The sequence below is a fragment of the Stenotrophomonas sp. SORGH_AS_0282 genome, assembly GCF_030818125.1.
Lineage (GTDB): Bacteria > Pseudomonadota > Gammaproteobacteria > Xanthomonadales > Xanthomonadaceae > Stenotrophomonas > Stenotrophomonas rhizophila_A.
The window spans coordinates 3,739,582-3,764,076 of sequence record NZ_JAUTAB010000001.1 but is presented as its reverse complement, the minus strand read 5'-3'; the positions used below and the strand labels follow the sequence as shown (position 1 = coordinate 3,764,076).

Genomic DNA, 24,495 nt, shown 5'->3' with positions numbered 1-24,495 from the left:
AATCCGATGCGCATGCTGCTGTTGTCGTCCTGTCTGTTCGTGGGCGGCCTGGCCCACGCGGCCAATGACCTGCCCGGCGGTGGCATCGACCCCGAAGCGCTGTCGCGGCATGTGCGCATCCTGGCCTCGGACGAGTTCGAAGGCCGCGCGCCGGCATCGCCCGGTGAAGAGCGCACCGTGCAGTACCTGATCGAAGAATTCCGCAGATCCGGCCTGCAGCCCGGTGGCGTGGATGGCAGCTGGGTGCAGCCGGTGCCGATGGTGCGTGCGCAGGTCGATGGCCCGGTGAAGGCGCAGCTGCGCCAGGGCGGCAAGGCGCGCACGCTGGTCAACGGCGAGGACGTGACCCTGCAGAGCCTGCGCCCGCAGGCCGCGGTGGACATCAAGGACGCGCCGCTGGTGTTCATCGGGTATGGCATCGATGCACCCGAACGCCAGTGGAACGACTACAAGGACGTGGACCTGCACGGCAAGATCGCTGTGGTGCTGATCAACGACGCCGACTTCGAAGCGGACCGTGCCGGGGCCTTCGACGGCAAGGCCGTCACCTATTACGGCCGCTGGACCTACAAGTTCGAGGAAGCCGCGCGGCGCGGCGCCCAGGGCGTGCTGATCGTGCATGAAACCGCGCCGGCCGCGTATGGCTGGGCCACGGTGAAGAGCTCGGGCACCTCGCCGCTGTTCGATATCGAGCGCCCGCAGGACCAGGCGCTGGCCCAGCACGTGCCGGTTCGCGGCTGGATGCAGCGCGCCCTTGCCGAGCAGTTGTTCCGCGATGCCGGCCTGGATTTCGACGCCGAAAAGCGCAAGGCGATGACCCCGGGCTTCCAGCCGGTGGCGCTGGGGGACGCCACGCTGTCGGCGCAGTTCAAGCTCAAGCGCGAACAGGTGGTCACCCGCAACGTGGTGGCCAAGCTGCCCGGCGGCGCGCACGCAGATGAGGCGGTGATCTTCTCCGCGCACTGGGATGCCTTCGGTATCGGCCAGCCCGACGCGAAGGGCGACCGCATCCGCCGTGGCGCGATCGACAATGCCACCGGCGTGGCCACCGTGCTGGAGCTGGGCCGGGTGTTCGCCGCCGGACCGCAGCCGCAGCGCACCCTGTACTTCGTGGCGCTCACCGCCGAAGAGAAGGGCCTGCTGGGTGCCAGCTACTACGCCGCGCACCCGCTGGCGCCGCTGGACAAGACCGCCGCGGTGATCAACATCGAGATGTTCAGCCCGGATGGCGCCACCCGCGACATCGCCTCGTGGGGCAAGGGCCGGGTCTCGCTGGAAGGCGACCTGGAGCGCGTGGCCAAGGCGCGTGGGCGCAGCTACAGCCCGGACCCGAACCTGGAAGCGGGCTTCTTCTACCGCGCCGACCACTTCGCCTTCGCCCGTCTGGGCGTGCCGGCCATCACCATCGGCCCGGGGCTGGACAAGCTGGAAGGCGGCGTTGCCGCCGGCAAGGCGCTGCGCGAGAAGTACTTCGCCGACTGTTACCACCAGGCCTGCGATGCCTGGACACCCACCTGGGACCCTGCCGGCCACGCCGCCGACACCCTGCTGGTGTACGACCTGGGCGCCGAGCTGGCCAACAGCCGCCGCTGGCCGCATTGGGAAGAGGGCTCGGAATTCCGCAAGACCCGCGAACAAAGCGAAGCGGCTCGCCGCTGATTGCCGGGCGGGTCACGACCAACGGTCGTGACCTACCAGGGCGTCTGGCGGAGGGTAGATCACGACCGTTGGTCGTGATCCCCGCGATCCGAAACGAAAAACGCCGGGCAATGCCCGGCGTTTTCTTTTCCCGGTCCGCGGCCTGTTGGCCGCTGCCCGTTATTTCCGTGTGCCATCCAGGTAGTTCGGGCCGTGGTTCTTCAGGAAGAACATGTACACCACCAGCGACACCGCGATGATCGCCGTGACATAGATGGCGAAATCGCCCACCCGGTCGGTCTTCAGCGCGCCCTGGTACAGCAGCGGGGCGGTACCGCCGAACAGCGAGTTGGCCAGCGCGTAGCCAAAGCCCACGCCCAGTGCACGCACGTGGGTGGGGAACAGCTCGGCCTTCACCACCGCATTGATCGAGGTGTAGCCGGTGAGGATCACAAAGCCCAGGGCCAGGGTCAGGAACGCGATCAACGGGTCGTGCTGGTTCGGCAGTTCGGTGATCAGGTACCAGCTGTACAGCACGCCGCCCACGCCGAAGAACACCAGCAGGCTCTTGCGGCCCACGATGTCCGACAGCCAGCCGCCAATCGGCTGCAGCACCATCAGGAAGGTCAGCACGCCCAGGTTGATCAGCGTACCGGTCATCACGTCGGTGCCGGCGAACGCGCTCTGGATCATCTTCGGCCCGTTCACCGAGTAGGTGTAGAAGGCCACGGTGCCACCGGCGGTGATCAGGAAGCACAGCAGCAACGGGCGCCACTGGTTCACGAACAGCTCGTACATCGAGCCGGACGCCTTGGCGCGGCCTTCGCGCGCGGCTTCGATGGAGTCTTCGCCCAGCGATTCATCCATCGAGCGACGCAGCCAGAACACCACGATCGCGGCCAGGCCGCCGATGCCGAACGCGATGCGCCAGCCCCAGGCCGAAATTTCCGGCTTGTCCCAGAACAGCAGCATGGTGAACAGGGTCAGCTGCGCCAGCACATGGCCACCCACCAGGGTGACGTAGTGGAACGAGGACAGGAAGCCACGGCGGCCCGGGATGGCCGCTTCGGACATGTACGTGGCACTGGTCCCGTACTCGCCACCGGTGGCGAAGCCCTGCAGCAGGCGTGCGAACAGCAGGATCAGCGCGGCCCAGCCACCGATGGTGTTGGCGGTGGGGGTCAGTGCGATCAGGAACGAACAGGCCGCCATCATCGACACCGATACGGTCAGCGCCAGGCGCCGGCCGTAACGGTCGGCGAAGCGGCCGAAGTACCAGGCGCCGATCGGGCGCATCAGGAAGGTGGCGGCGAAGATCGCCCACACGTAGATGGTGGAATTCTTGTCGGCGGCCGAGAAGAACTGCGATTCGAAGTAGACCGCGAATACCGAGTAGACGTAGACGTCGTACCACTCGACAAGATTGCCCGCCGAACCCTTGAGGGTATTGGAGATCGAGCGTTTCAGCGCGGCCTTGTCATTGGCGGGCGCGGCCAGGGTGGGGGAAGTGCTCATGTTGGAAAACGGTCCTCACGGTGGAGCAATGGCAATACTGGTTTTTACCTTACCCCACGTGATGATCGGTGGGCATTGCACCATGTAACTAGGTCCAGCACGACAGCGTGCCACCAGAGGGCATGCCGGGCCGCCGGCAAAGGCCTAGAATCGCCTCTCCCCCGACCGCTGGTCCCGTATGGCCGCCACCCCCGCAACTCCGCAGGTCGCTCCCCGCAGCGGCCTGGTCGTCCTGGCCCTGCTGCTGGTGTACGTGGTGTGGGGGTCTACCTACCTGGGCATCCGTTTTGCCCTGGAAGGCGGGGCGCTGCCGCTGACCACCGTCTCCGGCGCCCGCTTCATCGTCGCCGGCAGCCTGATGTACGCGGTGCTGCGCTGGCGCGGCATGCCCGCGCCCACCGGCCGGCAGTGGCGCAACCTGGTGATCATGGGCCTGACCATGCTGGTGCTGGGCAACGGCATGGTGGTGCTGGCCGAGCGCACGGTGTCCTCCGGGCTGGCCGCCACGGCGGTGGCATCGGTGCCGCTGTGGATGGCCCTGTTCGGCGCCATGCGCGGTCAGCACGCCACCCGCGGCGAATGGCTGGGCATCGCCATCGGCTTCCTCGGCGTGGTCTGGCTCAACGCCGGCAGCAGCCTCACGGCCTCGCCGCAGGGCCTGGTGCTGCTGCTGATCGCCCCGATCGGCTGGGCCTTCGGCTCGGTCTGGGCGCGCAGCCTGGACCTGCCCAGCCCGTTCATGACCGCTGCCGGGCAGATGCTGTGCGGCGGGGTGATGCTGGTCGCGCTGGGCCTGGCCATCGGCGAACGGCCGACCACCTGGCCGACCATGAATGGGCTGCTGGCGGTGGCCTACCTGTGCATGTTCGGCTCCATCGTGGCCTTCACCGCCTATGTGTGGCTGCTGCAGAACGTGCGTCCGGCGCTGGCCGCCAGCTACGCCTACGTGAACCCGGTGATCGCCGTACTGCTGGGCGCGCTGATCGGCCACGAGCATTTCGGCCCGCATGACCTGCTGGCCATGGGCGTCATCCTGGGCGGCGTGCTGGTGCTGACCCTGGCACGGACCCGCCGCAAATGAGCGCGGTGGAACGGACGCCCCTGCAGGAACAGCGCCGTGGCCTGGCCATCACCGCCTTCACCTTCACCCTGTGGGGGCTGGTGCCGGTGTACTGGCACCTGCTCAAGGCGGTGCCCTCGCAGCAGATCATCGCCCACCGCATCATCTGGAGCACGGTGCTGGTGGTGGCCTGGCTGCTGCTGAGCAACGGCACCGGCTGGTGGAAGCAGATTGCCGCCCAGCCACGCGCGCTGCCGACCCTGGCCCTGAGCAGCATGGCCATCGCCTTCAACTGGGGGCTGTACATCTGGGCCATCAACGCCGGGCACGTGATCGAAACCAGCTTGGGCTACTTCATCAACCCGTTGGTGAGCGTGGTGCTGGGCGTGGTGGTGCTCAAGGAGCGCCTGCGCGGCCTGCAGTGGCTGGCGGTGGGGTGCGCCGCACTCGGTGTGGCCTGGCTGACCCTCGACGCCGGCACCCCGCCGTGGATCGCGCTGGGGCTGGCCTGTTCGTTCGGGCTGTACGGCCTGCTGCGCAAGATGATCTCGGTGGACCCGGTAGCCGGGCTGGGCATCGAAAGCCTGTACCTGTTCCTGCCGGCCATCGGCTTCGCGTTGTGGAGCGAAAACGGCCACGGCGGCGCGTTCTTCAGCGGCTGGGGCTGGCGCAATGACCTGCTGCTGATCCTGGGGGGCGCGGTGACCGCACTACCGTTGATCGGCTTTGCCTATGGCGTGAAGCGCATTCCGCTCTCGCTGGTGGGCATCCTGCAGTACATCGCCCCGAGCCTGGGCCTGCTGCTGGGCGTGTTCTTCTTCCGGGAACCATTCGACACCGCCAAGGCGATCGGCTTTGCCGCGATCTGGACCGGGCTGCTGCTGTTCATTGGCGACAGCTTGTGGCGCTCGCGGGCACCTGCACGCACCTGACATCCCGCAGCCACGCAGGGCATCGGCGACCGGCAGATCGTAGTGCCACGCCATGCGTGGCAGCCCGCACCCTTGGAACCTGCGCCGCCCACCACACCATTCGGAATGACGCGTTCGCAACGCATCAATTCCAACCGTTCCGATATCCACGGGCTCCCTTGGCTGATGAACTGCCATGACCCGCGTGTGTGGGCAATCAGGGAGCAGATAATGAAGAAGGTGTTGTGGTTGCTTTTGGCCGCGTTGCCGTACCCGGCAGTGGCGTCGGTGGAGGACCCTCTCGCCCGGCCCTGTTACATGTGTACTGCCAGTGAGATGTACGAACGGGCAGAGTCATTTGGCGTCGGAAAGCACTACATTTACAACGGCGCAAGTTGGACCAACATCCAGGGCTTCGATGTGACAGAGGTCAATGGACAGCGTGTGGCGACACATTTCGTGCCGGAGCCATGGATACGTACGCAATACAACCAGATGATGAGGGTCTACGACCAGACCAGGGACGAATTCGTTGATCCTTGGGGAACGGTGTCGCTGCAGCCGCCCGGGGTGCCCCACGTCCTGCTTGAAGGTCCGCAGAGCAACACGGTCCTGTGGGGACATCATGTGGCCGGAGTGAATCCCCGGAACCTGGAGGCCCGTGAAATAGCGCGTCGCATGATCACGCGTGCAATTCGCTTCGACTACCTCCACGCAGACAAGGAGCACGGACGGGTGCTGCGCATCGAATCGCCGTGGGGCGGGGTAACACCCCTCATCTCCCGCCTCAACATCCTCCATACCTACTTGGGATTCATCGAGTTCTACTTCGACCATGAAACCCGTCGCTGGGAATACCTTGAGTCGGGTGATCGTTATGCGCGAATGCAGGAAACGCCGGAGGACTTTCTGCATGCAGGGGGTGCTCCGCGCGACTTCCTGTATCGGAAGGAGTACCGCGAACTGCGGCCTTATTTCATGGACCGCGCCAAATGGGCGGGCGTGGAGATCATCGGTGAGCTGCCCGGTTACGTGGATATGGTCTTTTCCTGCAGCCGCGTCCAAGGAAAGACCCAGTGCCGGATCGTGCAACGCTAGTCTCGACGGCTGCGAAGCAACCGACCGTGCCCTTTGGGGGCACGGTCGTTTCAGGGATCAGGTTTCCCGAAGCGCGGTGGTAATCGGCAACCGCGCCGCACGCAGCGCGGGGAACAGCCCGCCCACCAGGCCGATGCCCAGCGCCCACTTCAGCCCGCTCCACAGCAGCTCGGGCGAGACCTTGAACTGGAACACCACCTGGCTGAAGTTGCTGCCGATGGTGGAGACGCTGTAGCCGTTGAAGATCGCCCACGCCACCAGCCCGCCCAGCAAACCGCCGATCAGTGCCAGCAACATGGTTTCGAGCATGATCGCGGTGACCACCGGCAACCCACGGAAGCCAATCGCACGCATCGTGGCGATCTCACGTGCGCGGGTGGCCACCGCCGCATACATGGTGTTGAGCGCGCCAAACACCGCACCCACCGCCATGATCGCGCCGATCACCGTGCCCAGCACCTTGATCAGGGTGTTCAGGCCGCCGCCCTGCTTGGCGTAGTACGCCCGCGTGGTTTCCACATCCAACTTCAGACGCGGGTCGGCAGCGACGCCGGCCTTGAACTGATCGAACCCGGCCTTGCCAGCGGTGCGCACGCTGATCGACTGCCACGCGCTGCGCTGGTAGGTGTTGGCCAGCGTCTCAGCGTCGGTCCACAGTTCCGAATCATGGGCATCGCCGGAGTTGAACACACCCACCACGGTCCACTGCTGGTTGCCCAGCGTGAGCGACTTACCCACCTCCAGCCCGCGGAACTGGCCCTGCGCGCCCTTGCCGACCACGATCTCGCGCAGGCCGGGTTTGAACGGGCGGCCCTCGGTGACCTTGACCTTGTCGTGCACCGCCCACGCCATTTCGCCCACGCCACGGAACTGCGCGTTGACGTCGGTGCCGTCGCCCTTGGAGACCAGGTTGACCACCTGCGACAGCTCCGGCGAAATCATCGGCCGGCCCTGCGCATCCTTTGCCACGCCGGGCAGGGTGGACAGCAGCGGTACCTGGTCGCGGGTGATCACCGAATTGGTTTCGGCCTGTGAACCGCCGCGCAGCACGATGGCCGTGGTGTCATCGCCGGTGCTGTTGAGCGTGGCCTGGAAGCCCTGGCCCATCGCCAGCATTGCCACCAGCACGCCGACCACGCCGGCAATGCCCACCACCACCACCGAGGACGCGCCCCACCGCTGCGGCAGGCTGGCCACGCCAATGCGCGTGGCGGCCAGCGCCAGCCGACCGCTGCGGGTGAACAGCAGCCACAACACCACTGCTACGGCCACGGCCAGCACCCCCGGCCAGGGCAGCATGATCCACACCGCCAGCATCACCGCCAGCAGCAGCACCGACAACAGATTGCTCAACCATTGCTTCTTCATGTCGGTTCTCCTCAGCGGCCCGCCAGGGCATCGACGATCTTCAGCCGCTTGGCGCGCAGCGCCGGCAGCAGGCCCACTACCACCCCGATCAGCAGGATCAGCCCAATGCCCATCAACCAGGTCTGGGTGGGTACGTGCGGTGGCAGCAGACCCTGTGTCTTCGGCGCCAACAGCGGCAGGATGGTCGCGGCCAGGCCCATGCCGATGGCGCCGCCCAGCCCGATCAGCAGCACCGATTCGATCATCACCAGGGTCAGCACCGTGCTGTCCTTGAAGCCCAGCGTCTTCAGCGTGGCCAGTTCGGGCACGCGTTCGCGCACCGCCTGGGCCATGGTGTTGCCGGTGAGCAGCAGCAGGGTGAAGAACACCGCGCCCATGATCGAGGTGACGATCAGGCCGATGTCAGCGAACTGCTTGACGAAGGCCTGCTGGAACGCCGATTCGGTCTGGGTCTTGGTTTCATGGTCCGAATTGGCCGAGATCGCATCGATGGCCTGGGCCACGCGCGAGGAGTGGTCCGGGTTGTCCAGGGTGACCGTGAACCAGCTGACCTGGTTCTTGATGTAGTCGTTGCTCTCGTCGAAGTACTTCCAGTTCATCATCAGCTGGCGTTCTTCATTCGCTGCCAGGGTGCGGTCCTTGGAACGGAAGATGCCCACCAGCTGCAGCGGCCAGTCGTTGCTGCCGCCACGCGGGAAGATGGTGGCCTGCAGCGGAATGGTGTCGCCGATCTTCCAGCCGAACTCCTTGGCCAGCGTTTCGCCCACCACCGCACCGGTCTGGGTGTCCTGGAAGGCCTTGAGCTGTTCGGGTGGCAGCTGGAGTTCGCGGTACACGTCGAAGTAGTTGGGTGCCACCGAGAAGTTGGCGAAGAAGTTCTTCGGGTCCTGGTAGATGCCACCGAACCACATGCCGTAGGTGACGTCCTTCACCCCGGGTACCTGCCGTACCTGCGGCTCCAGCCGGGTCGGCAGCGATTGGGTGATGGACAGGCGCGAGGCTACGATCAGGCGGTTGGCGCCTTCCACGCTGCCGCCCGAACTGAAGGCCACGCGCACCGAATCGAGCATGCCAAACAGCAGGAACGCGGCCACCACCGAAAGCAGGGTCAGCAGGGTCCGCGTTTTGCTGCGGAACAGCTGCGCCCATATGAGCGAGAAATATTTCATCGCAGTGACCTCCGTCAGTGGGCCGCAGGTGCCTGTGCAAGCTCACCCTTGTCCAGGTGCACCGTATGGGTGGCGTACTCGGCGGCCTTGGGGTCGTGGGTGACCATGATGATGGTCTTGCCGTGCTCGCGGTTGAGCTGCTGCAGCAGCAACAGGATCTCCTCGGCGGAGGCGCGGTCCAGGTCGCCGGTGGGCTCATCGCAGATCAGGAACGTGGGGTCGGACACGATCGCCCGGGCAATCGCCACGCGCTGCTGCTGGCCGCCGGACAGCTCATTGGGGCGGTGGCTGCGGCGGTCGGCCAGGCCGACCAGGGTGAGCGCGATTTCGGCATTGCGCTTGCGCTGCGCCGCACCCAGGTGGGTGAGCAGCAGTGGCAGTTCCACGTTCTTCTGCGCGGTGAGCATCGGCATCAGGTTGTAGAACTGGAACACGAAGCCGACATGGTGGCTGCGCCAGGTGGAGAGCTGGCCGCCGGACATGCGGTCGATGCGCTCGCCTTCGATCTCGATCTCGCCGCCGCTGGGCGTATCCAGCCCGCCGATGAGGTTGAGCAGGGTGGTCTTGCCCGAGCCGGACGGCCCCATCAGGGCGACGAAGTCGCCGCGCTGGATGTCCAGGTCGATGCCGTGCAGCACCTGCACCTTTTCGGGACCGCGCTGGTAGGTCTTGGTGATGTTGCGGAGCGAAACCAGGGTGGACATGGGTGGTTCTCCGTGATGCGGTGGAAGAAGAAGCCCTGCAGGCAGCCGCGCGCATGCGCGCCGGGCCGGCACGGGAATCGCACATCGTCGGCTCGCGACCCGGTCGCGGTGCCGCCTTGCTTACTGCGCCTGCTTTTCCACGACCGCGCTGCCATCGCGCAGTTCCGGCGGCGGGTTGCTGACCACCTGCTGGCCGGCGCTGAGGCCGGCCGTGACCTGGCGGTCGTTGTTGAGCGCCACGCCCACCGTCACCGGGACCTGCTGCACGCGCCGGTCATCGCCCACCACGAACGCCACCGTCTTCTGGTCGCGCTCGACCAGCGCCGCCGCCGGCACGCGCACGCCCTTGGGCGCTGCGGCCTGGGCCGGTGCGGCCGCTTCCAGGAAGCTCACCCGCACGCCCATCTCCGGCACGATGCGCGGGTCTTTGCTCTTCAACGCCACGCGCACCTTGACCGTGGCCTTGCCGCGGTCGGCGGTGGGGATGATGGCGATGACTTCGGCCGGAATCTTCCATTCCGGGTAGGCGTTGAGCGTGGCTTCCACCGGCATCTTCGGCTGCACGCGGCCGATGAAGGCCTCGCCCACGTCCACCTCGATCTCCAGCGAATCCATGTCCACGATGGTGCCGATACCGGTGCGGGTGAAGCCGCCACCGGCCGACAGCGGCGACACGATCTCACCCGGCTGCGCCGCCTTGGCGGTGACCACGCCGGAGAATGGCGCGCGCACGATGTTGTTGTCCACGCCCAGGTCGGCAATGGCCAGCGCGTCCCCGGCCACCTTGGTGTTGCGCTGCGCGGTGCGCAGCTGCGCGCGCAGGCTGTCGCGCTGGGCCATGGCCAGGTCGAACTGCGAGCGCGAAACCAGCTGCTGCCCCACCAGTTTCTGCAGGCGCCCGGCTTCGGCATCGGCCTGGGCCACCTGCGCCTGCAGGCCGGCCAGCTGGCTGCGGGCCGCTTCCAGCTGCGAGGACGACAAGCTGCGCTGGGCGTTGGCATCGATCGGGTCCAAGGTGGCCATGACCTGGCCTTCTTCGACCCGCATGCCTTCCTCGATCATCACCTCGCGGACCTTGCCGGTGATCTTGGCCGACACCGTGGCCATGCGCCGGGCCACCACGTAGCCGCTGGCATCGAGCACCGAGCTGCTGGCGGTGCCCTGCTGGATGGCCACCACCGGCGCGGTGGTCACCTCGATCGGGCGTTCGCGGCCGAATACGACCCAGGCGATACCGCCCAGGACCAGCAGCGCGACAATGGCGAGCACGATCCACAGGCCACGGCGTGGCGACGAAGGCGGCGGGGCGGCGGCCTTCTTGCGGTCGATGCGGAGTTCCTTGAGCAGTTCAGCGGATGCGTTCATCGTGAGTCTGGACGTGGAATCGGGCCGAGTGTGACCGCAACGGGAGTCACGGGCAAACCGGAAGGGGCTGGCTGGGGCACAGGATGCCCGGCCGGCGCGGTTCCGTGCAGTGACAGCTGTCACCTGCCTGGGGTGATGGGGCGTACTGGAAATGCCATCGCCGACCCGGGATCGTATGGGTATGCCGCACCCCACCGGGAAACTGCCATGATCGCGCCTCGCCCCCACGACCGGGAATCCACCATGCCGCCCCGCTGGCTTTCCTCCCTTCTGCGACCCGCCCCGGATTCGGCCGTGGCCGACAACCTGCGCGCCGGCAAGCCGGCCTGGTCCGACGCGGTGCACCTGTTGTGGACCGGCTGGGTGTTCCTCACCCCGATGTTCGGCGGCGGCTATAGCCTGCTGTGGCTGTGGCTCACCCTGCTGACCTACCCCGTGTTCCTGGCGCTGTACGCCCGCCAGCTGCTGTCGCCGCGCCGGCACGCGCCGCGTTACGCGCTGGCCATGGTGGCCATGGGTCTGGCGCTGCTGCCGTGGTATCCGTCAGGCATCAGCTATTTCATCTTCGGCTGCGTCACCCTGCGGGTGTGCCGCACCGGCAGCGCGTGGCGCTACCTCGGCCAGCTGGTGGTGCTCAACGCCGCCTTCGTGGCGATCGCGCTGTGGGTGGGCTACCACTGGCAGCTGGTGGTGTGGATTCCGTCGATGGCGTTCATCATCGGCGTCATCATCAACGTGGAAAGCACCAACAAGGATCGCGATGCAGCCCTGCAGCTGTCCCAGGATGAAGTGCGACGGCTGGCCGCCACCGCCGAGCGCGAGCGCATCGGCCGCGACCTGCACGACCTGCTCGGTCACACGTTGTCGCTGATCACCCTGAAGCTGGAGCTGTCGCGCAAGCTGTTCGACCGCGATCCCGAACGCGCGCGGCTGGAGGTGACCGAAGCCGAAGCCATCGCGCGGCAGGCATTGTCTGAAGTGCGCAGCGCCGTGACCGGCATCCGTGCCAGCGATCTCGCTGCGGAACTGGCGGCCGCGCGGCTGTTGCTGGAATGCCAGCACGTGCACCTGCACTACAGCCCGCCGCCGCCGATGCCGGCGGAGATCGAACGCGGCCTGGCGCTGGTGCTGCGCGAAGCGGCCACCAACATCGTGCGGCATGCCGACGCGCACCAGGCCTGGGTCGAGTTCAGCCAGGACGGGCGCACCCTGGGCCTGCAGATCCGCGATGACGGCCGAGGCGATGTGCAGGCCGATGGCAACGGGCTCACCGGCATGCGCGAACGCGTGGCTGCGTTGCGTGGCACGCTGCAGGTGCACTCCCCGCGCGGGCAGGGCACCACGGTTGTGGTGCAGGTGCCGCTACCGGCCAGGACCGCCGCGGTCGCCACGGCGCCAAGTGCGCCCCCAATGACCAGTGAGGCACTGCCATGATCCGCATCGTATTGGCCGAAGACCAGGCGATGGTGCGCGGCGCGCTGTCGGCCCTGCTCGGGCTGGAGCCGGATATCGACGTGCTGGGTGCCGCCGCTGACGGCGAGGCGGCCTGGCGGATGCTGCAGCAGCTGCAGCCGGACATCCTGGTCACCGATATCGAAATGCCGGGGCTGTCCGGGCTGGAGCTGGCGCAGCGCATCGCCCGACATGCGCTGCCGATCAAGGTGGTGATCGTGACCACCTTCGCGCGTTCCGGATTCCTGCGCCGCGCACTGGATGCCGGCGTGTGCGGTTATCTGCTCAAGGACGCACCGGCGGAGAAGCTGGCCGATGCATTGCGCCAGGTACAGCACGGCGGCCGTGCCATCGACCCGCAGTTGGCGCTGGACGCGTGGTCGCAGGCCGACCCGCTCAACGACCGCGAACGCCAGGTGCTGCGCCTGTCCGGCGACGGCCGCTCGGCCAGCGAGATCGCCACCCAGCTGGGCCTGTCGCATGGCACGGTGCGCAACTACCTGTCCGAATGCATCGGCAAGCTGGGCGTGGCCAACCGCATCGAGGCCTATCGCCTGGCCCGGCAGAAAGGATGGTTGTAACCACCCACGGTGGCTACAACCAGCCGGTAGCACACGACCGTTGGTCGTGTGACCTTGTCAACGGTCTCCCGGGCCCTTCGCCATCGCCTGGAACACCCCATCGCGCCGCACCCACAGGTGGAACAGCGCTGCACTCAAATGCAGCACCACCGTGGCGAACAACACATAGGCCAGCAGGCTGTGCGCGCTGCGCAGCGCGGCGTACAACGCCACGTCGTGCGGCAGGATCGGCGGCAGCAGCACGCCCTTCCACATCTGGATCGGGTAGCCACCGGCCGACAGCATCGCCCAGCCCACCAGCGGCATGGCCAGCATCAACCCGTACAGAACCCAATGCGAGGCATGCGCGGCGGCCGCCTGCCACGCCGGCAGATCCGCCGGCAGCGGCGGTGGCCGATGGCGCAACCGGTTGAACAGCCGCACCAGCGCCAGCAGCAGGATCGCGATGCCCAGCGGCCGGTGCAGGTCCACCAGCATCGGTCGCCAGTGCAGCGAGGCCACCATGGTCACGCCGACGAACAGCATGGTCAGGATCAGCACCGCCATCAGCCAGTGCAGCACGCGCGCGGTGAGGTTGAAATGCCCGGCATCACGGCTCATTGCGCCTTCTCCTTGCCACTGGCCAGTTCGCGCTCGCGGCGATTGAACGATTCGGAATACACCGCCGAACGCGCAGCCAGGATCGGGTCATCGCTGCCGGCAATGCCGCTGGGCAGGATCAGCGGGTCGAAGTTGAGGTTGTTGCAGGCGCCGCCGGCCTGCGGCTGCAGCGCCGTCAGGGTCAGCGTGCCCAGCTTCACCTGGCGGCGGTCTTCAGGCCACGGAATCGAGGGGTCGTTCACCGCATCGCCCGCCGCTGCAATGGTTGCCCACATTTCCCACTGCACCGGCCCGTTGGCCAGGCGCTGCTGGAACTCATCGCTGAGGTAATCCAGGCTGGCCTGTTTACGCTGCTCGGCATCCATGGCTTCGAACGGTGCCAGCGGGCGCATGCTCCAGCGCACCACTTCGGTGTGGCCGTCGGCGTTGGTGAAGCGGAAGCTGTTCACCCCGTTGTAGGTGGTGTTGGCCCAGCTGGTGGACCACGGCGCGGTCTTTGCCCATTCGCCGAAGGCCTTCGCCGATGGGTACTTGGCCGCGATGGCTGCCATCTTCGCCGGGTCCGGTTTGCCGGTGGCCGGGTCGGGAATGCCGGCGCGGGTCTGTTCCAGGAACGCCTCGGTGGTGGGAACGGCGAAGAACGGGAAGCTGTTCATTGCCGTGCGCCATTCCTGGCCGTCATCGCTGACCAGCTGCAGCGCCATGCTGCGCACGCGCGCATTGGCGTCTGCACCGTGCGGATCGCCGCCGCCGATCGACAGGCGGCCCAGCACCGGTACCTGCTGCTGGCGGAACACCCGCGCCGCGCTGAGTGCGGCCCCTTGCGGGGTGCCCTGGAAGCTGCCGCTTACGCACGCGCCCTTGCTGTGCGCGCGGCGGAAACCGGGATGGTTGGCGCCGGTGGCTTCAATGGTGTCGGTGAAGGTCTGCACGGTGGCGCGGTCGCGGCCCAGCCAGCCGGCCAGCCAGGCGAAGGCGAGCACCAGCACGCCGGCGATCAACGCGATCAGCGCGATCCACAGCAGCGGGGAATGCGGGGGGCGCGGGGCATCCGGCTCACGGCCGGCGCGGGTATAGCGGAAGAGCGACATGGGCCGTTACCTGCCTTCTCGAACGTGAGGGGGTGGGTGCGGCCATGGTGTCAGAACCCCGGTCGCCCGGATATTCACATTTTCGACAAGATTCAACGAACGATCCCCGCCGGGGCGGGGATCGGTGCGGTTCTGCTTTACGCGTATCGCGTTTTCAACATCGACCACGCCGAGCGCAGCGCCAGGGCCTCGCCACCGGCCGGGCGGCCCGGGCGTTCGCCATCATTCCAGGCATACACATCCAGGTGCGCCCAGGCCTGGCCTTCGGCAATGAACCGCTCCAGGTACAGCGCCGCGGTCACCGAGCCGGCCATGCGCGAACCGGCGTTGGCCAGGTCGGCAATGCCGCTGTGCAGGTAGCGCAGGTACGGGCGCCACAGCGGCATGCGCCAGACTGGGTCGCGGGTGGTTTCGCCGGCCTGCAGCCACTGCTGGGCCAGGCTGTCGTTGTTGCTGAACAGCGCCGGCAGGTCCGGGCCGAGCGCGATGCGCGCCGCGCCGGTGAGCGTGGCGAAATCCAGCACGATCTCCGGCTGCTGTTCGCTGGCGTAGGTCAGCGCATCGCACAGCACCAGCCGGCCTTCGGCATCGGTGTTGTCGATTTCGATGCTCAGGCCCTTGCGGGTCGCGATCACTTCGCCCGGGCGGAACGCATCCGGGCCGATCGCGTTTTCCACCGCAGCGATCAGCAGGGTCAGCTGCACCGGCAGCTCCTGGGCCATGATCAGCCCGGCCAGCGCCAGCGCGTGCGCGGCGCCGCCCATGTCCTTCTTCATGTTGCGCATGCCGTCGGCCGGCTTGATGTCCAGCCCGCCGGTATCGAAGCACACGCCCTTGCCCACCAGCGCCACGTGCGGCCGGCCGGCCTGGCCCCAGCGCAGCGCGATCAGGCGCGGCGCGCGGTGCGAGGCGCGACCCACCGCGTGGATGGCCGGGAAATTCTGCTCCAGCAGCGCGTCACCGGTGATCACTTCGCACTGGCCACCATGGGCGGCGGCCAGTTCACGCGCGGCGTCTTCCAGCTGCTGCGGGCCCATGTCTTCGGTGGGGGTGTTCACCCAGTCGCGCACGCGCAGGCTGGCGGTGATCACATCGCGCACTTCGGCGGCCGGGCTGGCCACCAGCTGCGCCGGGGCGCGGTTGGGCTTGCGATAGCGCGCGAAGCGGTAGCTGCCCAGGCCCCAGCCCAGGTGCAGCAGGGTTTCGATGTTGGCCGGCAGCGCATCGGCCAGCTTCCAGACGGTGCCTTCGGGCAGGGCGAACGGGGCGTGCGCGTAAGCATAGGCATCGCCCGGGTCGCCCACGCCGACGATGGCGCCGGCCAGGCCGTGTTCGCCCGGCAGCAGCACCACGCTGCCACCGCTGCCGTTGAAGTGCTGCGCATCCAGCCAGGCAACCAGGGCCGGGCTCTGCTGCGCGCGCCACGCCGCGAACTGTTCGCGCTCCATGACATGCAGCGGCAGGGCGTTGGCCGAATCGGTGGTGAAGCCGGTGATCTGGGTCATGCGGGGTCGTGCTCCGTTCGTGGTCAGGCGGTCTGTGCCGATGCGTTCGCATCGAGCCAGTCGGCCAGCCCGGTCAGGGTGTCGAACTGCAGGTCAGGCTGCAGCGAAGGATGGTGCCAGGTGTGTTCGACGCGGTTGATCCAGCAGCCGCGCAGGCCGGCCTGCATCGCGCCCACCACGTCCATTTCGATGTGGTCGCCCACGTGCAGCACCTGCGCCGGGGCCACGCCCAGGCGCTCGCAGGCGGCGTGGAAGATGCTGGCGGCCGGCTTGGCCGCGCCGTGTTCACGCGAACCCAGCTGGAAGGCGAAGTGGTGGTCCAGCCCAATCCGGGCCAGGTCGGCGTTGCCGTTGCTGAGCGCGGCCACCGGCACCCGGGCGGCGATGCGGGCCAGTGCGTCCACCGCATCGGGGTAGAACTCCACCTGGTTGCGTGCGGCGTAGAACGCCTCGTAGGCCGGTTCCAGCAGGGCCAGGTCCGCCCCGCTGTTTTCCAGCGCCTCGCGCAGGGTGAGCCGGCGCAGGGCGCTCAGGTCGTAGTGCAGGTGCGGGTTATCGCGGAAGGAGCGCTCACGCAGTTCGCGCATCGCCGCCACCGGGTACATCGCGGCGGTGGCGGGGCTGTGCTGGAGCATCCACTCGTACAACACCTGGTCGATGCGGGCGCCGATGGGGGCGAACGGCCACAGGGTGTCGTCGAGGTCGAGAGTGATGGCTAGGACGGGAAAATTCACCCGCCCATTCTACTCCAACAGTTTCGCCCACCCCTGGGTGCCGTCCAGGCGCGCCAGTACCAGCTTGATGCAGACCAGCAGGGGGACCGACAGCAGCAGGCCCACCATGCCCCACAGCCAGCCGAACACCATCAGCGCCAGGATCAGGATCAGCGGCGAAATGGCCATCTGCCGGCCCAGCACGATCGGGGTCACCACCTGGCCTTCAATGGTGTGCAGGGCCAGGTAACACGCCGCCGGCAGCAGGGCATGGAACGGGTCGCTGAACTCCACGAAGCCCATCAGCAGCATCAGCGTCACCCCGATCAGCGGGCCCACGTAGGGTGCGAAATTCAGCAGCGCCGCCACCGTGCCCCACAGCAGCGCTTCCTGCAGGCTGATGCCCAGCAGCAACAGCACCCCGGAGAAAATCAGCCCCACCAGCGTGTTGATCACGGTGATGGTCAAAACATAGCGCGAGACCTCACGTTCGATCGAACGCAGGATGTCGGTAGTGAACCGCTGCTGCTGCCGGCTGGGGAACAGCGCGATGGCATGCTTCTGCAGGTTCTGCCCGTAGATCATGAAGAACAGCGTCAGCAGCACCACCGCCAGCACGGACGCGGCCAGTCGCGGCGCCCGGGTCAGCACCTTGTACGGGTCATCCAGCTGGGTGCGCACCACCTGCACCCGGCGGCTGCCTTCGCCACCCGCCACGCGCGCGAAATTCTCCGCCGCCTGGTTGGCCTGCTGCACCGGCTTGGTCAGGTTCTGCACCTGCCGGGCCACCTTGCGCAGCTGCTGCGGGGCTTCCTGTGCCCATTCCATCGCAGGGCCCACCAGCTGCACGCCCAGTGCGGCCGTTCCGCTAAGCCCCACCCCGATCACCAGCACCGCCGCCAGGAAGCGAGGAACCCACAGCCGGCCCAGCAGGCGCAGGATCGGGTTGCCGACCAGCGCGAAGAACATGGCCAGCAGTATCGGCAGAATGATTTCCTGCGCGGCCCACAGGGTGAACGCCACCGCCAGCATGGCCAGCACCACCAGCGACATCGGCGCGCGCGGGCGCGGCGGCGGCGGTACCGGTACCGGCAGGGGGGCGTCGGCAGGGGAGGGCGCAGGAACGCTCATGCAGGTCGCACGCTGGAGAGGAGACGCATTATTGGGCAACCCGGGTGCGTGCGGCGTGTGGAATGGGTAGCGCCCCACCGGCGGTGGGGCAATGCATCAACGCTCGGAAACGTCGGTCGCTGCTTCCGCCGGCTGGGGCTGCGGCTGCGCCGCCTCCTGCGTGGCGGTAACCCGGGCCCGTGGCGCGGCGGCAGGGGCGGCAGCCCGAACCGGTGCCGCAGGTGGCGTCGGGTCGACGGCTTCATCCACCTTGTCCGCGGCCTGTTCGGCGGTTTCGGCCGCCTCATTGGCCTGCATCGAGGCGAACGCCGCCTGTGCGCTGGCCAGCAGGTTGGACACCGAACCAATCATCTGCAGCCAGCGGGCGCCGTGGAAACGGGTGCTGCCGGGCTCCAGCTTACCGGCCAGGAAACCACCGGCCAGGCCCACGCTGATGATGCGCAGCGGGGTCCAGCCTTCGCGCCAGGCCTGGCTCAGGGTGAACCAGCTGCACTGGGTCTGGTCGACCCGGATCGAGACCACCTGTTCAGCCCGCTTGACGCGGTGGCGAAGGGCTTCGAACTTCATGGCGTACGCTCCGGTGCCCGCACATCCGCATCGGGATCGTCTTCGGTGGGCTCATCGAACAGGCCCAGCCGCGACAACTGGCGGCGGGTGGCATGCATGCCGGTGTGGCGGAAGAAGAACGACACCCGCCAGATCGCATAGCCGGTCATCACCAGGCTCACCAGCGAGGTGATCAGCAGCGAATGGAACCAGGACAGGCCCCAGCGTTGCATCAGCGCAATCAGCGTGCCGGCCAGCAGCAGCCATGCCGAGGCGCCGAACACGATCGCCACCCCGCTCCACGCCAATGCCCGACCGAACGCACTGCGTGCCAAGGCAAATTCAAAGGAGGCCAGGCGGCGCAGCGAACGCAGCGTGTGCTTGGCCGAATCAACGGTTGCGCGGCCGGCCTGGCCGACCTCGCGGATGCTTTCATCCAGGCGCGGCGCGCGCTGCCCGGCATCGCCCTCCGGTGGGGGCGTTGCCGCCCCACCGTCAGGCGTCGACTGTGCTTGATCGCTCACGCCGACTTACTTGTCGCCGCTGCGGGCAAGCTTGGCGATGATCCAGCCGGCGGCAAACGCCACGCCGAACGAGGCCAGCGGGCGCTCGCGGATCAGCTCGGCGGCGCTGTCGACCAGGTCCTTGCCCTTGTCCATCAGCGCATCGACCTGTTCCTTCGCAGCGGCACCGCCGAATTCAGCAGCAGCCAGCCCGGACAGTGCGGTGTCGGAGAGTTCGGCCTTGACGTTGGCCTTGCCGATACGCAGTTCGTCGGTCGCCGCGCCGGTGGCGCCCTTGATCGCGCCGCCGGCAGCGGTGGCAGCCGACTTCAGGTGCGAACCGGCTTCACCCAGGTGTTCCTTCAGGTTTTCGGTATTGGTGGGGCTCATCGTGTATCTCCGTAGTAAGCGATGGGGAAGGTGACCGCAGGCCATGCCGGTCGAAGCGAACTGAAGGTAATAGCACTGGCAGGGTGTAGAGGGCGTCAGCTGGTGTGATCCGCGCGCGAAGGTTGCCTGACCGGTTCAGCGCATCTCCAGTTCGCCGCGCGCATTGCCGCGCACCACGCGCAGCACCAGCTGCTGCGGGCGCTGCTGGAAATTGGCGCGCCAGCTGGCCAGGTCGGCGAATTCACCCACGCTGGCCTGGATGATCAGATCGCCGGCGACCAGGCCCGAATTCGCCGCGCGGCTGCCGCGCTTGACGTCGCTGACCATGACTCCGCTGCTGCCGGCCTGGCGCAATGTCTCGGGCAGGTCGACGAAGGTGGCCCCGCTCAACCGCGGGTCCAGCGATTCACCGGCTACCGCGCGCGGCTGTTCCTTCAGCGTGGCCTTGAACTGCAGCGGCTTGCCATCACGGCGCACCTCCAGTGTCAGCGCGCTGCCCACCGGCTGCAGACCCTCCACGTTGTGCAGCGCCACCGCGCCATCCACCCGCTGGCCATTGGCCGACACCACCACATCGCCCGGCTTCAGCCCGGCCGCAGCGGCGCCCGAACCGGCCAGCACGCGGGTGACAAGCGCGCCACGCGCTTCGCTAAGGCCCAGGTTCTGCGCCAGCGCCTGGGTGAGGTTCTGTGCTTCGATGCCCAGCGTGCCGCGCACCACCACGCCATGCTTGATCAGCTGGTCCACCACATCGCGCGCGAGGTTGGTCGGAATGGCCAGGCCCAGGCCGATGTTGCCGGCCATGCTGCCCTGCGGGTTGAAGCTGGCGGTATTGATGCCCACCAGCTGGCCCTGCAGGTTGACCAGCGCGCCGCCGGAGTTGCCCGGGTTGATCGAGGCATCGGTCTGGATGAAGTTCTGGTAGCCCAGCCCGCGGATGCCGGTGCGGCCCACCGCCGAGACGATGCCCGACGTGACCGTCTGGCTGAAGCCGAACGGGTTGCCGATGGCCACCACGAAATCGCCCACGCGCAGCTGCGTGCTGTCGCCCAGCGGCAGCGCGGTGAGCTTGTCGGCCGGAATGCGGATCAGCGCAATGTCGGTGTCGCGGTCCGAACCGAGGAACTCGGCCTTGACCGTGCGCCCGTCCGACAGCGTCACCTGCACATCGTCGGCGTTCTCGATCACGTGGTGGTTGGTCAGCACCAGGCCTTCGGCCGCATCGATGATGACGCCCGAACCGAGCGATTCGTTGATGCGCTCCTGCGGCACTTCCGGGAACAGGCGGCGGAAGAACGGGTCGTTGAAGTACGGGTTGCGTACCCGCACCACCTGCTTGGTATTGACGCTCACCACCGCCGGCATCACCCGCTCCAGCATCGGCGCCAGCGACGGCACCGGCTGCCCGGCCACCGATGCAGGCAGCGCAGCGGTCGCCGGAATGGCCAGCGTGGCCGGCGCCGCTTCAGCGCGGTTGTCCAGATGGGCGTTGATGGCGGAAGCGACAAAGCCTCCGAAGGCGGCGGCAAGCGCGAGCGTGAGCAGGGTCGGGAGCGGTCGCATGGGAGTCCGGTGAGCGGAAAACACGTATACGGTAAATCAAGCTGAATGAGTCTGTGCGCTGCCGGCTAAACCGGCGATGAAATCGACCCCGGCCACCGCCGCCCCTGCGACCTTCCGTGCCGTTGACACGCCCCCGTGCCGGCGTAAGCTGGATCCAGGCCGGCCACTAGATGTTGCGTTGCCGACCCAGAGTGCCCCAAGGCGTTGGGTTCGCCAGCGGGTACACCCGGTGACCACGCGATGGAGCCTGCCTCGAATGCGTACGGTGCAAACGGACGTGATTCCCCCGGAGCTGGCCACGGGCGACGTGCCGCTGCAGCCGGCGTCGCTGGATATCTGGGACAAGAAGTACCGGCTCAAGACCAAGCAGGGCCAGGCGCTGGATGCGGACATCGACGCCACTTACCTGCGCGTGGCGCACGCCCTGGCCGACGCCGAACTCACCGAGGACAAGCGCCGGCACTGGCGCGAGCGCTTCACCTGGGCGCTGCGCCGTGGCGCCATTCCCGCCGGCCGCATCATTTCCAATGCCGGCGCGCAGGCGCACAAGCCGGCCACCAGCACCATCAACTGCACGGTCTCGGGCACGCTCGAAGATTCGATGGACGGCATCCTGCGCAAGGTCCACGAAGCCGGGCTTACCCTCAAGGCCGGCTGCGGCATCGGCTATGAGTTCAGCACGCTGCGCCCACGCGGCGCGTTCGTGGCAGGGGCTGGTGCACACACCTCCGGCCCGATGTCCTTCATGGATATCTTCGACAAGATGTGTTTCACCATCTCCTCGGCCGGCGGCCGCCGTGGTGCGCAGATGGGCACCTTCGACGTCTCGCACCCGGATGTGCGCGATTTCATCCGGGCCAAGCGCGAAGACGGCCGGCTGCGCCAGTTCAACCTGTCGCTGCTGATCACCGATGGCTTCATGCAGGCCGTGGACAACGACGCCGACTGGCCGCTGGTGTTCCCGCTGAGCCTGCACGAGGCGGGCGAGTTCGACCTGGCCGATCCGGCCGCCGTGCAGTGGCGCGAATGGCCCACCCACCGCGACTACGTGGTCCGCGAAGATGGCCTGGTGGCCTGCCGCGTCTACGGCCAGATCCGCGCCCGGCACCTGTGGGACATGATCATGGTGTCCACCTATGACTACGCCGAACCGGGTTTCATCCTGATCGACCGGGTCAATGAAATGAACAACAACTGGTGGTGCGAGGACATCCGCGCCACCAATCCCTGCGTCACCGCCGATACCTGGGTGCACACCGCCGCCGGGCCGCGCCAGGTGGCCGAGCTGATCGGGCAGGGGTTCCACGTGCGCGTGGAGGGGCAGGACCATGCCACCACCGATGCGGGGTTCTTCCGCACGGCGCGCAAGCCGGTGCTCGCCCTGCAGACCCGCGAAGGCCATCGGCTGCGGCTGACTGCCGACCATCGGGTTCGCCGGGTCACCCACCGCACCCGCTGGCAGGTGCAGAGCGAGTGGTGCGAGGCGGGCCAGTTGCAGGCGGGGGATGAGGTACTGCTGCAGGACCATCGCGCCGCGCCGCACTGGCCGGGTGCACTGGCGCATGAGCAGGGTTACCTGCTGGGGCTGCTGATGGGCGACGGCACGTTGAAAGAGGAAGGCGCTGTGCTCTCGGTGTGCAGCCCAGCGGCAGTGGCCAATGGCGCGCCGGCGACGCCGGCACCCGGAGCGCTCGCGCTGATGGGTGAAGCGCTGCGCTGCGCGAAGACGCTGCCGCACCGGGCCGATTTCACCGGGTGGTCCGAGGTGGGCGGCCGGAGCGAATGGCGCCTGAAGTCCGCGGCATTGCGTGATCTTGCTCAGCAGCTGGGCATGTCCCCCGGTGATAAGCCGATTACCCCGGCGCTGGAAAAACTTTCCAGCGATGCCTGCCGTGGCTTCCTGCGCGGCCTCTTCGACGCCGACGGCAGCGTGCAGGGCAACCAAGGCAAGGGCGTATCCGTCCGATTGGCGCAGTCTGATCGCCCGCGCCTGGAGGCGGTGCAGCGCATGCTGCTGCGGCTGGGAATTCCCGCCACCCTCTACGCCCGCCGCGAGGCCGGACACGCCGTGCTGCCGGATGGCCGCGGTGGCCAGAGCTCTTACCCCACCCTGGCCCAGTTCGAACTCGTGGTCAGCGGCGAAGGCGTGGCCCGCTACGACGCGCTGATCGGGTTCGCCGACACCGACAAGGCCGCGCGCCTTACCCGGACGCTGGCCGCCTACCGCCGCACCCTCAACCACAGCCGCTTCTTCGCCACCGTCGAAAGCGTGGACCCGGACGGGGTGGAAGACGTCTACGACGTCCAGGTACCTGGCATCCACTGCTTCGACGGCAACGGACTGCATGCCCATAACTGCGGCGAACAGCCCTTGCCCCCGTATGGCGCGTGCCTGCTGGGCTCGGTCAACCTCACCCGCTTCGTGCGCGAGCCGTTCACCGCCCAGGCCCGGTTCGACTGGGACGAATACAAAGAAGTGGTGCGGGTGTTCACCCGCATGCTCGACAACGTGGTGGAGGTCAACGGCCTGCCGCTGGAACAGCAGCGCCAGGAGATCCTGCGCAAGCGCCGGCACGGCATGGGCTTCCTGGGCCTGGGCTCCACCCTGGCCATGCTGCGCATGACCTATGGCGCGCCCGACGCCTGCGACTTCACCGAGGCCATCGCCCGCGAGATGGCCGTGGCGGGGTGGGAAACCGGGCTCAGCCTGGCCCGCGAAAAAGGGCCGGCGCCGATCATGCAGGAAACCTTCGAGGTCACCGCCGCCATGCTGCGCCAGCGCCCGGAAATGGCCGCCGATGGCTGGCGCGCCGGCCAGCAGATCGAGGGCAAGGTGCTGCATGCCCGCTACAGCCGTTACATGCAGCGCATCGCCAGCGTGGCCCCGGAGCTGGTGGAGAAGCTGGCCGAGATCGGCGCCCGCTTCACCCACCACAGCTCCATCGCGCCCACCGGCACCATCAGCCTGTCGCTGGCCAACAACGCCTCCAACGGCATCGAGCCCTCGTTCGCCCACCACTACAGCCGCAACGTGATCCGCGAGGGGCGCAAGAGCAAGGAGAAGGTGGACGTGTTCTCCTACGAACTGCTGGCCTACCGGCACCTGGTCAACCCGCAGGCCATGCCGTTCGCCGACGAGGATGGCGCCCGCCTGCCGGACTACTTCATTGCCGCCGACGATATCTCGCCCAAGGCGCACGTGGATGTCCAGGCCGCCGCGCAGAAGTGGGTGGACAGCTCCATTTCCAAGACCGCCAACGTCCCCACCGACTACCCCTACGAGCAGTTCAAGGACATCTACCGCTATGCCCACGCGCAGGGATTGAAGGGCTGCACCACCTTCCGTTTCAACCCCGCCGCGTTCCAGGGCGTGCTGGTCAAGGAGGCCGATCTGGAGAACACCACCTACCGTTTCGAACTCCAGGACGGCGCAGTTGTGGAGGTAAAGGGCAACGAACAGATCGAGTATGACGGCGAATTGCACACCGCCGCGAACCTGTTCGACGCGCTCAAGGAGGGCTATTACGGCAAGTTCTGATTGTGCAGCCGAAGCTGTTTTCAAGTGGTTTCATGCGTGATTCCCGTCCGCGCC

At 67.4% G+C, this 24,495-nt stretch carries 21 protein-coding genes; 7 read left to right on the top strand and 14 right to left on the bottom strand.

The window, feature by feature from the left end:
- Positions 1–6: 6 nt before the first annotated feature.
- A complete protein-coding gene (locus QE395_RS17020) occupies positions 7–1,659 on the top strand; it encodes a M28 family metallopeptidase (protein WP_306990553.1) in 1,653 nt (550 codons plus the stop codon).
- A 159-nt stretch (positions 1,660–1,818) separates the two neighbouring features.
- On the opposite strand, the gene QE395_RS17015 is transcribed toward QE395_RS17020, so the two are convergent.
- Positions 1,819–3,153: an MFS transporter gene (locus QE395_RS17015; RefSeq protein ID WP_068848597.1), complete on the bottom strand. Its 1,335-nt coding sequence runs from the start codon at positions 3,151–3,153 to the stop codon at positions 1,819–1,821.
- Between the two features lie 178 nt (positions 3,154–3,331).
- Here QE395_RS17015 and yedA point away from each other — a divergent pair, with 178 nt between their 5' ends.
- The 3 genes from yedA to QE395_RS17000 all read left to right on the top strand — a co-directional run bounded on the left by yedA (position 3,332) and on the right by QE395_RS17000 (position 6,222).
- Complete coding sequence (yedA, locus tag QE395_RS17010) at positions 3,332–4,234, top strand: drug/metabolite exporter YedA (RefSeq protein WP_095362585.1); 903 nt, start codon at positions 3,332–3,334, stop codon at positions 4,232–4,234.
- A complete protein-coding gene (rarD, locus tag QE395_RS17005) occupies positions 4,231–5,145 on the top strand; it encodes an EamA family transporter RarD (RefSeq protein WP_093535022.1) in 915 nt (304 codons plus the stop codon). Before yedA ends, rarD begins: the two co-directional genes overlap by 4 nt.
- Before the next feature lie 210 nt (positions 5,146–5,355).
- Positions 5,356–6,222, top strand: coding sequence for a hypothetical protein (locus QE395_RS17000; RefSeq protein WP_143584489.1), 867 nt, complete (start codon positions 5,356–5,358; stop codon positions 6,220–6,222).
- Positions 6,223–6,279: 57 nt separating this feature from the next.
- Here the strand turns inward: QE395_RS17000 and QE395_RS16995 are convergent, their stop codons facing one another.
- The 4 genes from QE395_RS16995 to QE395_RS16980 form a co-directional block, all read right to left on the bottom strand.
- Positions 6,280–7,590 (bottom strand): ABC transporter permease, encoded by a 1,311-nt coding sequence (locus QE395_RS16995; protein ID WP_068848607.1) that lies wholly within the window; start codon positions 7,588–7,590, stop codon positions 6,280–6,282.
- An 11-nt stretch (positions 7,591–7,601) separates the two neighbouring features.
- On the bottom strand, positions 7,602–8,759 hold the full coding sequence (locus QE395_RS16990; RefSeq protein WP_068848609.1) for an FtsX-like permease family protein: 1,158 nt from the start codon (positions 8,757–8,759) through the stop codon (positions 7,602–7,604).
- Positions 8,760–8,773: 14 nt separating this feature from the next.
- Positions 8,774–9,463 (bottom strand): ABC transporter ATP-binding protein, encoded by a 690-nt coding sequence (locus QE395_RS16985; protein ID WP_068848611.1) that lies wholly within the window; start codon positions 9,461–9,463, stop codon positions 8,774–8,776.
- Positions 9,464–9,583: 120 nt separating this feature from the next.
- Complete coding sequence (locus QE395_RS16980; protein ID WP_306989997.1) at positions 9,584–10,828, bottom strand: efflux RND transporter periplasmic adaptor subunit; 1,245 nt, start codon at positions 10,826–10,828, stop codon at positions 9,584–9,586.
- Between the two features lie 243 nt (positions 10,829–11,071).
- Here QE395_RS16980 and QE395_RS16975 point away from each other — a divergent pair, with 243 nt between their 5' ends.
- Complete coding sequence (locus tag QE395_RS16975) at positions 11,072–12,262, top strand: sensor histidine kinase (protein ID WP_068848615.1); 1,191 nt, start codon at positions 11,072–11,074, stop codon at positions 12,260–12,262.
- Positions 12,259–12,861 carry a response regulator transcription factor gene (locus QE395_RS16970; protein WP_068848617.1) on the top strand — a complete coding sequence of 201 codons (603 nt, stop codon included), beginning with the start codon at positions 12,259–12,261 and terminating at the stop codon, positions 12,859–12,861. Before QE395_RS16975 ends, QE395_RS16970 begins: the two co-directional genes overlap by 4 nt.
- A gap of 57 nt (positions 12,862–12,918) precedes the next feature.
- Here QE395_RS16970 and QE395_RS16965 read toward each other — a convergent pair whose 3' ends face one another.
- The 9 genes from QE395_RS16965 to QE395_RS16925 all read right to left on the bottom strand — a co-directional run bounded on the left by QE395_RS16965 (position 12,919) and on the right by QE395_RS16925 (position 20,903).
- Positions 12,919–13,461, bottom strand: coding sequence for a cytochrome b/b6 domain-containing protein (locus tag QE395_RS16965; protein WP_093535012.1), 543 nt, complete (start codon positions 13,459–13,461; stop codon positions 12,919–12,921).
- Positions 13,458–14,552, bottom strand: a complete 1,095-nt coding sequence (locus QE395_RS16960; protein ID WP_095362590.1) for a catalase family peroxidase — start codon at positions 14,550–14,552, stop codon at positions 13,458–13,460. The genes QE395_RS16965 and QE395_RS16960 overlap by 4 nt, the downstream gene beginning before the upstream one ends.
- A gap of 137 nt (positions 14,553–14,689) precedes the next feature.
- Positions 14,690–16,057 (bottom strand): leucyl aminopeptidase family protein, encoded by a 1,368-nt coding sequence (locus tag QE395_RS16955; RefSeq protein WP_249833595.1) that lies wholly within the window; start codon positions 16,055–16,057, stop codon positions 14,690–14,692.
- Positions 16,058–16,080: 23 nt separating this feature from the next.
- A complete protein-coding gene (locus QE395_RS16950) occupies positions 16,081–16,791 on the bottom strand; it encodes an HAD family hydrolase (RefSeq protein ID WP_095362592.1) in 711 nt (236 codons plus the stop codon).
- Positions 16,792–16,800: 9 nt separating this feature from the next.
- Positions 16,801–17,901, bottom strand: coding sequence for an AI-2E family transporter (locus QE395_RS16945; protein WP_068848627.1), 1,101 nt, complete (start codon positions 17,899–17,901; stop codon positions 16,801–16,803).
- Between the two features lie 96 nt (positions 17,902–17,997).
- A complete protein-coding gene (locus tag QE395_RS16940) occupies positions 17,998–18,468 on the bottom strand; it encodes a protein sip-5 (RefSeq protein WP_306989996.1) in 471 nt (156 codons plus the stop codon).
- Positions 18,465–18,971, bottom strand: coding sequence for a hypothetical protein (locus QE395_RS16935; RefSeq protein WP_093535002.1), 507 nt, complete (start codon positions 18,969–18,971; stop codon positions 18,465–18,467). Before QE395_RS16935 ends, QE395_RS16940 begins: the two co-directional genes overlap by 4 nt.
- 6 nt (positions 18,972–18,977) lie before the next feature.
- Positions 18,978–19,340, bottom strand: a complete 363-nt coding sequence (locus tag QE395_RS16930; RefSeq protein WP_068848632.1) for a hypothetical protein — start codon at positions 19,338–19,340, stop codon at positions 18,978–18,980.
- 135 nt (positions 19,341–19,475) lie between these two features.
- The gene (locus tag QE395_RS16925) at positions 19,476–20,903 is read right to left on the bottom strand and encodes a Do family serine endopeptidase (protein ID WP_306989995.1); all 1,428 of its coding nucleotides are present in this window, start codon (positions 20,901–20,903) and stop codon (positions 19,476–19,478) included.
- Between the two features lie 256 nt (positions 20,904–21,159).
- Here QE395_RS16925 and QE395_RS16920 point away from each other — a divergent pair, with 256 nt between their 5' ends.
- A complete protein-coding gene (locus QE395_RS16920; protein ID WP_306989994.1) occupies positions 21,160–24,441 on the top strand; it encodes an LAGLIDADG family homing endonuclease in 3,282 nt (1,093 codons plus the stop codon).
- Positions 24,442–24,495 lie beyond the last annotated feature (54 nt).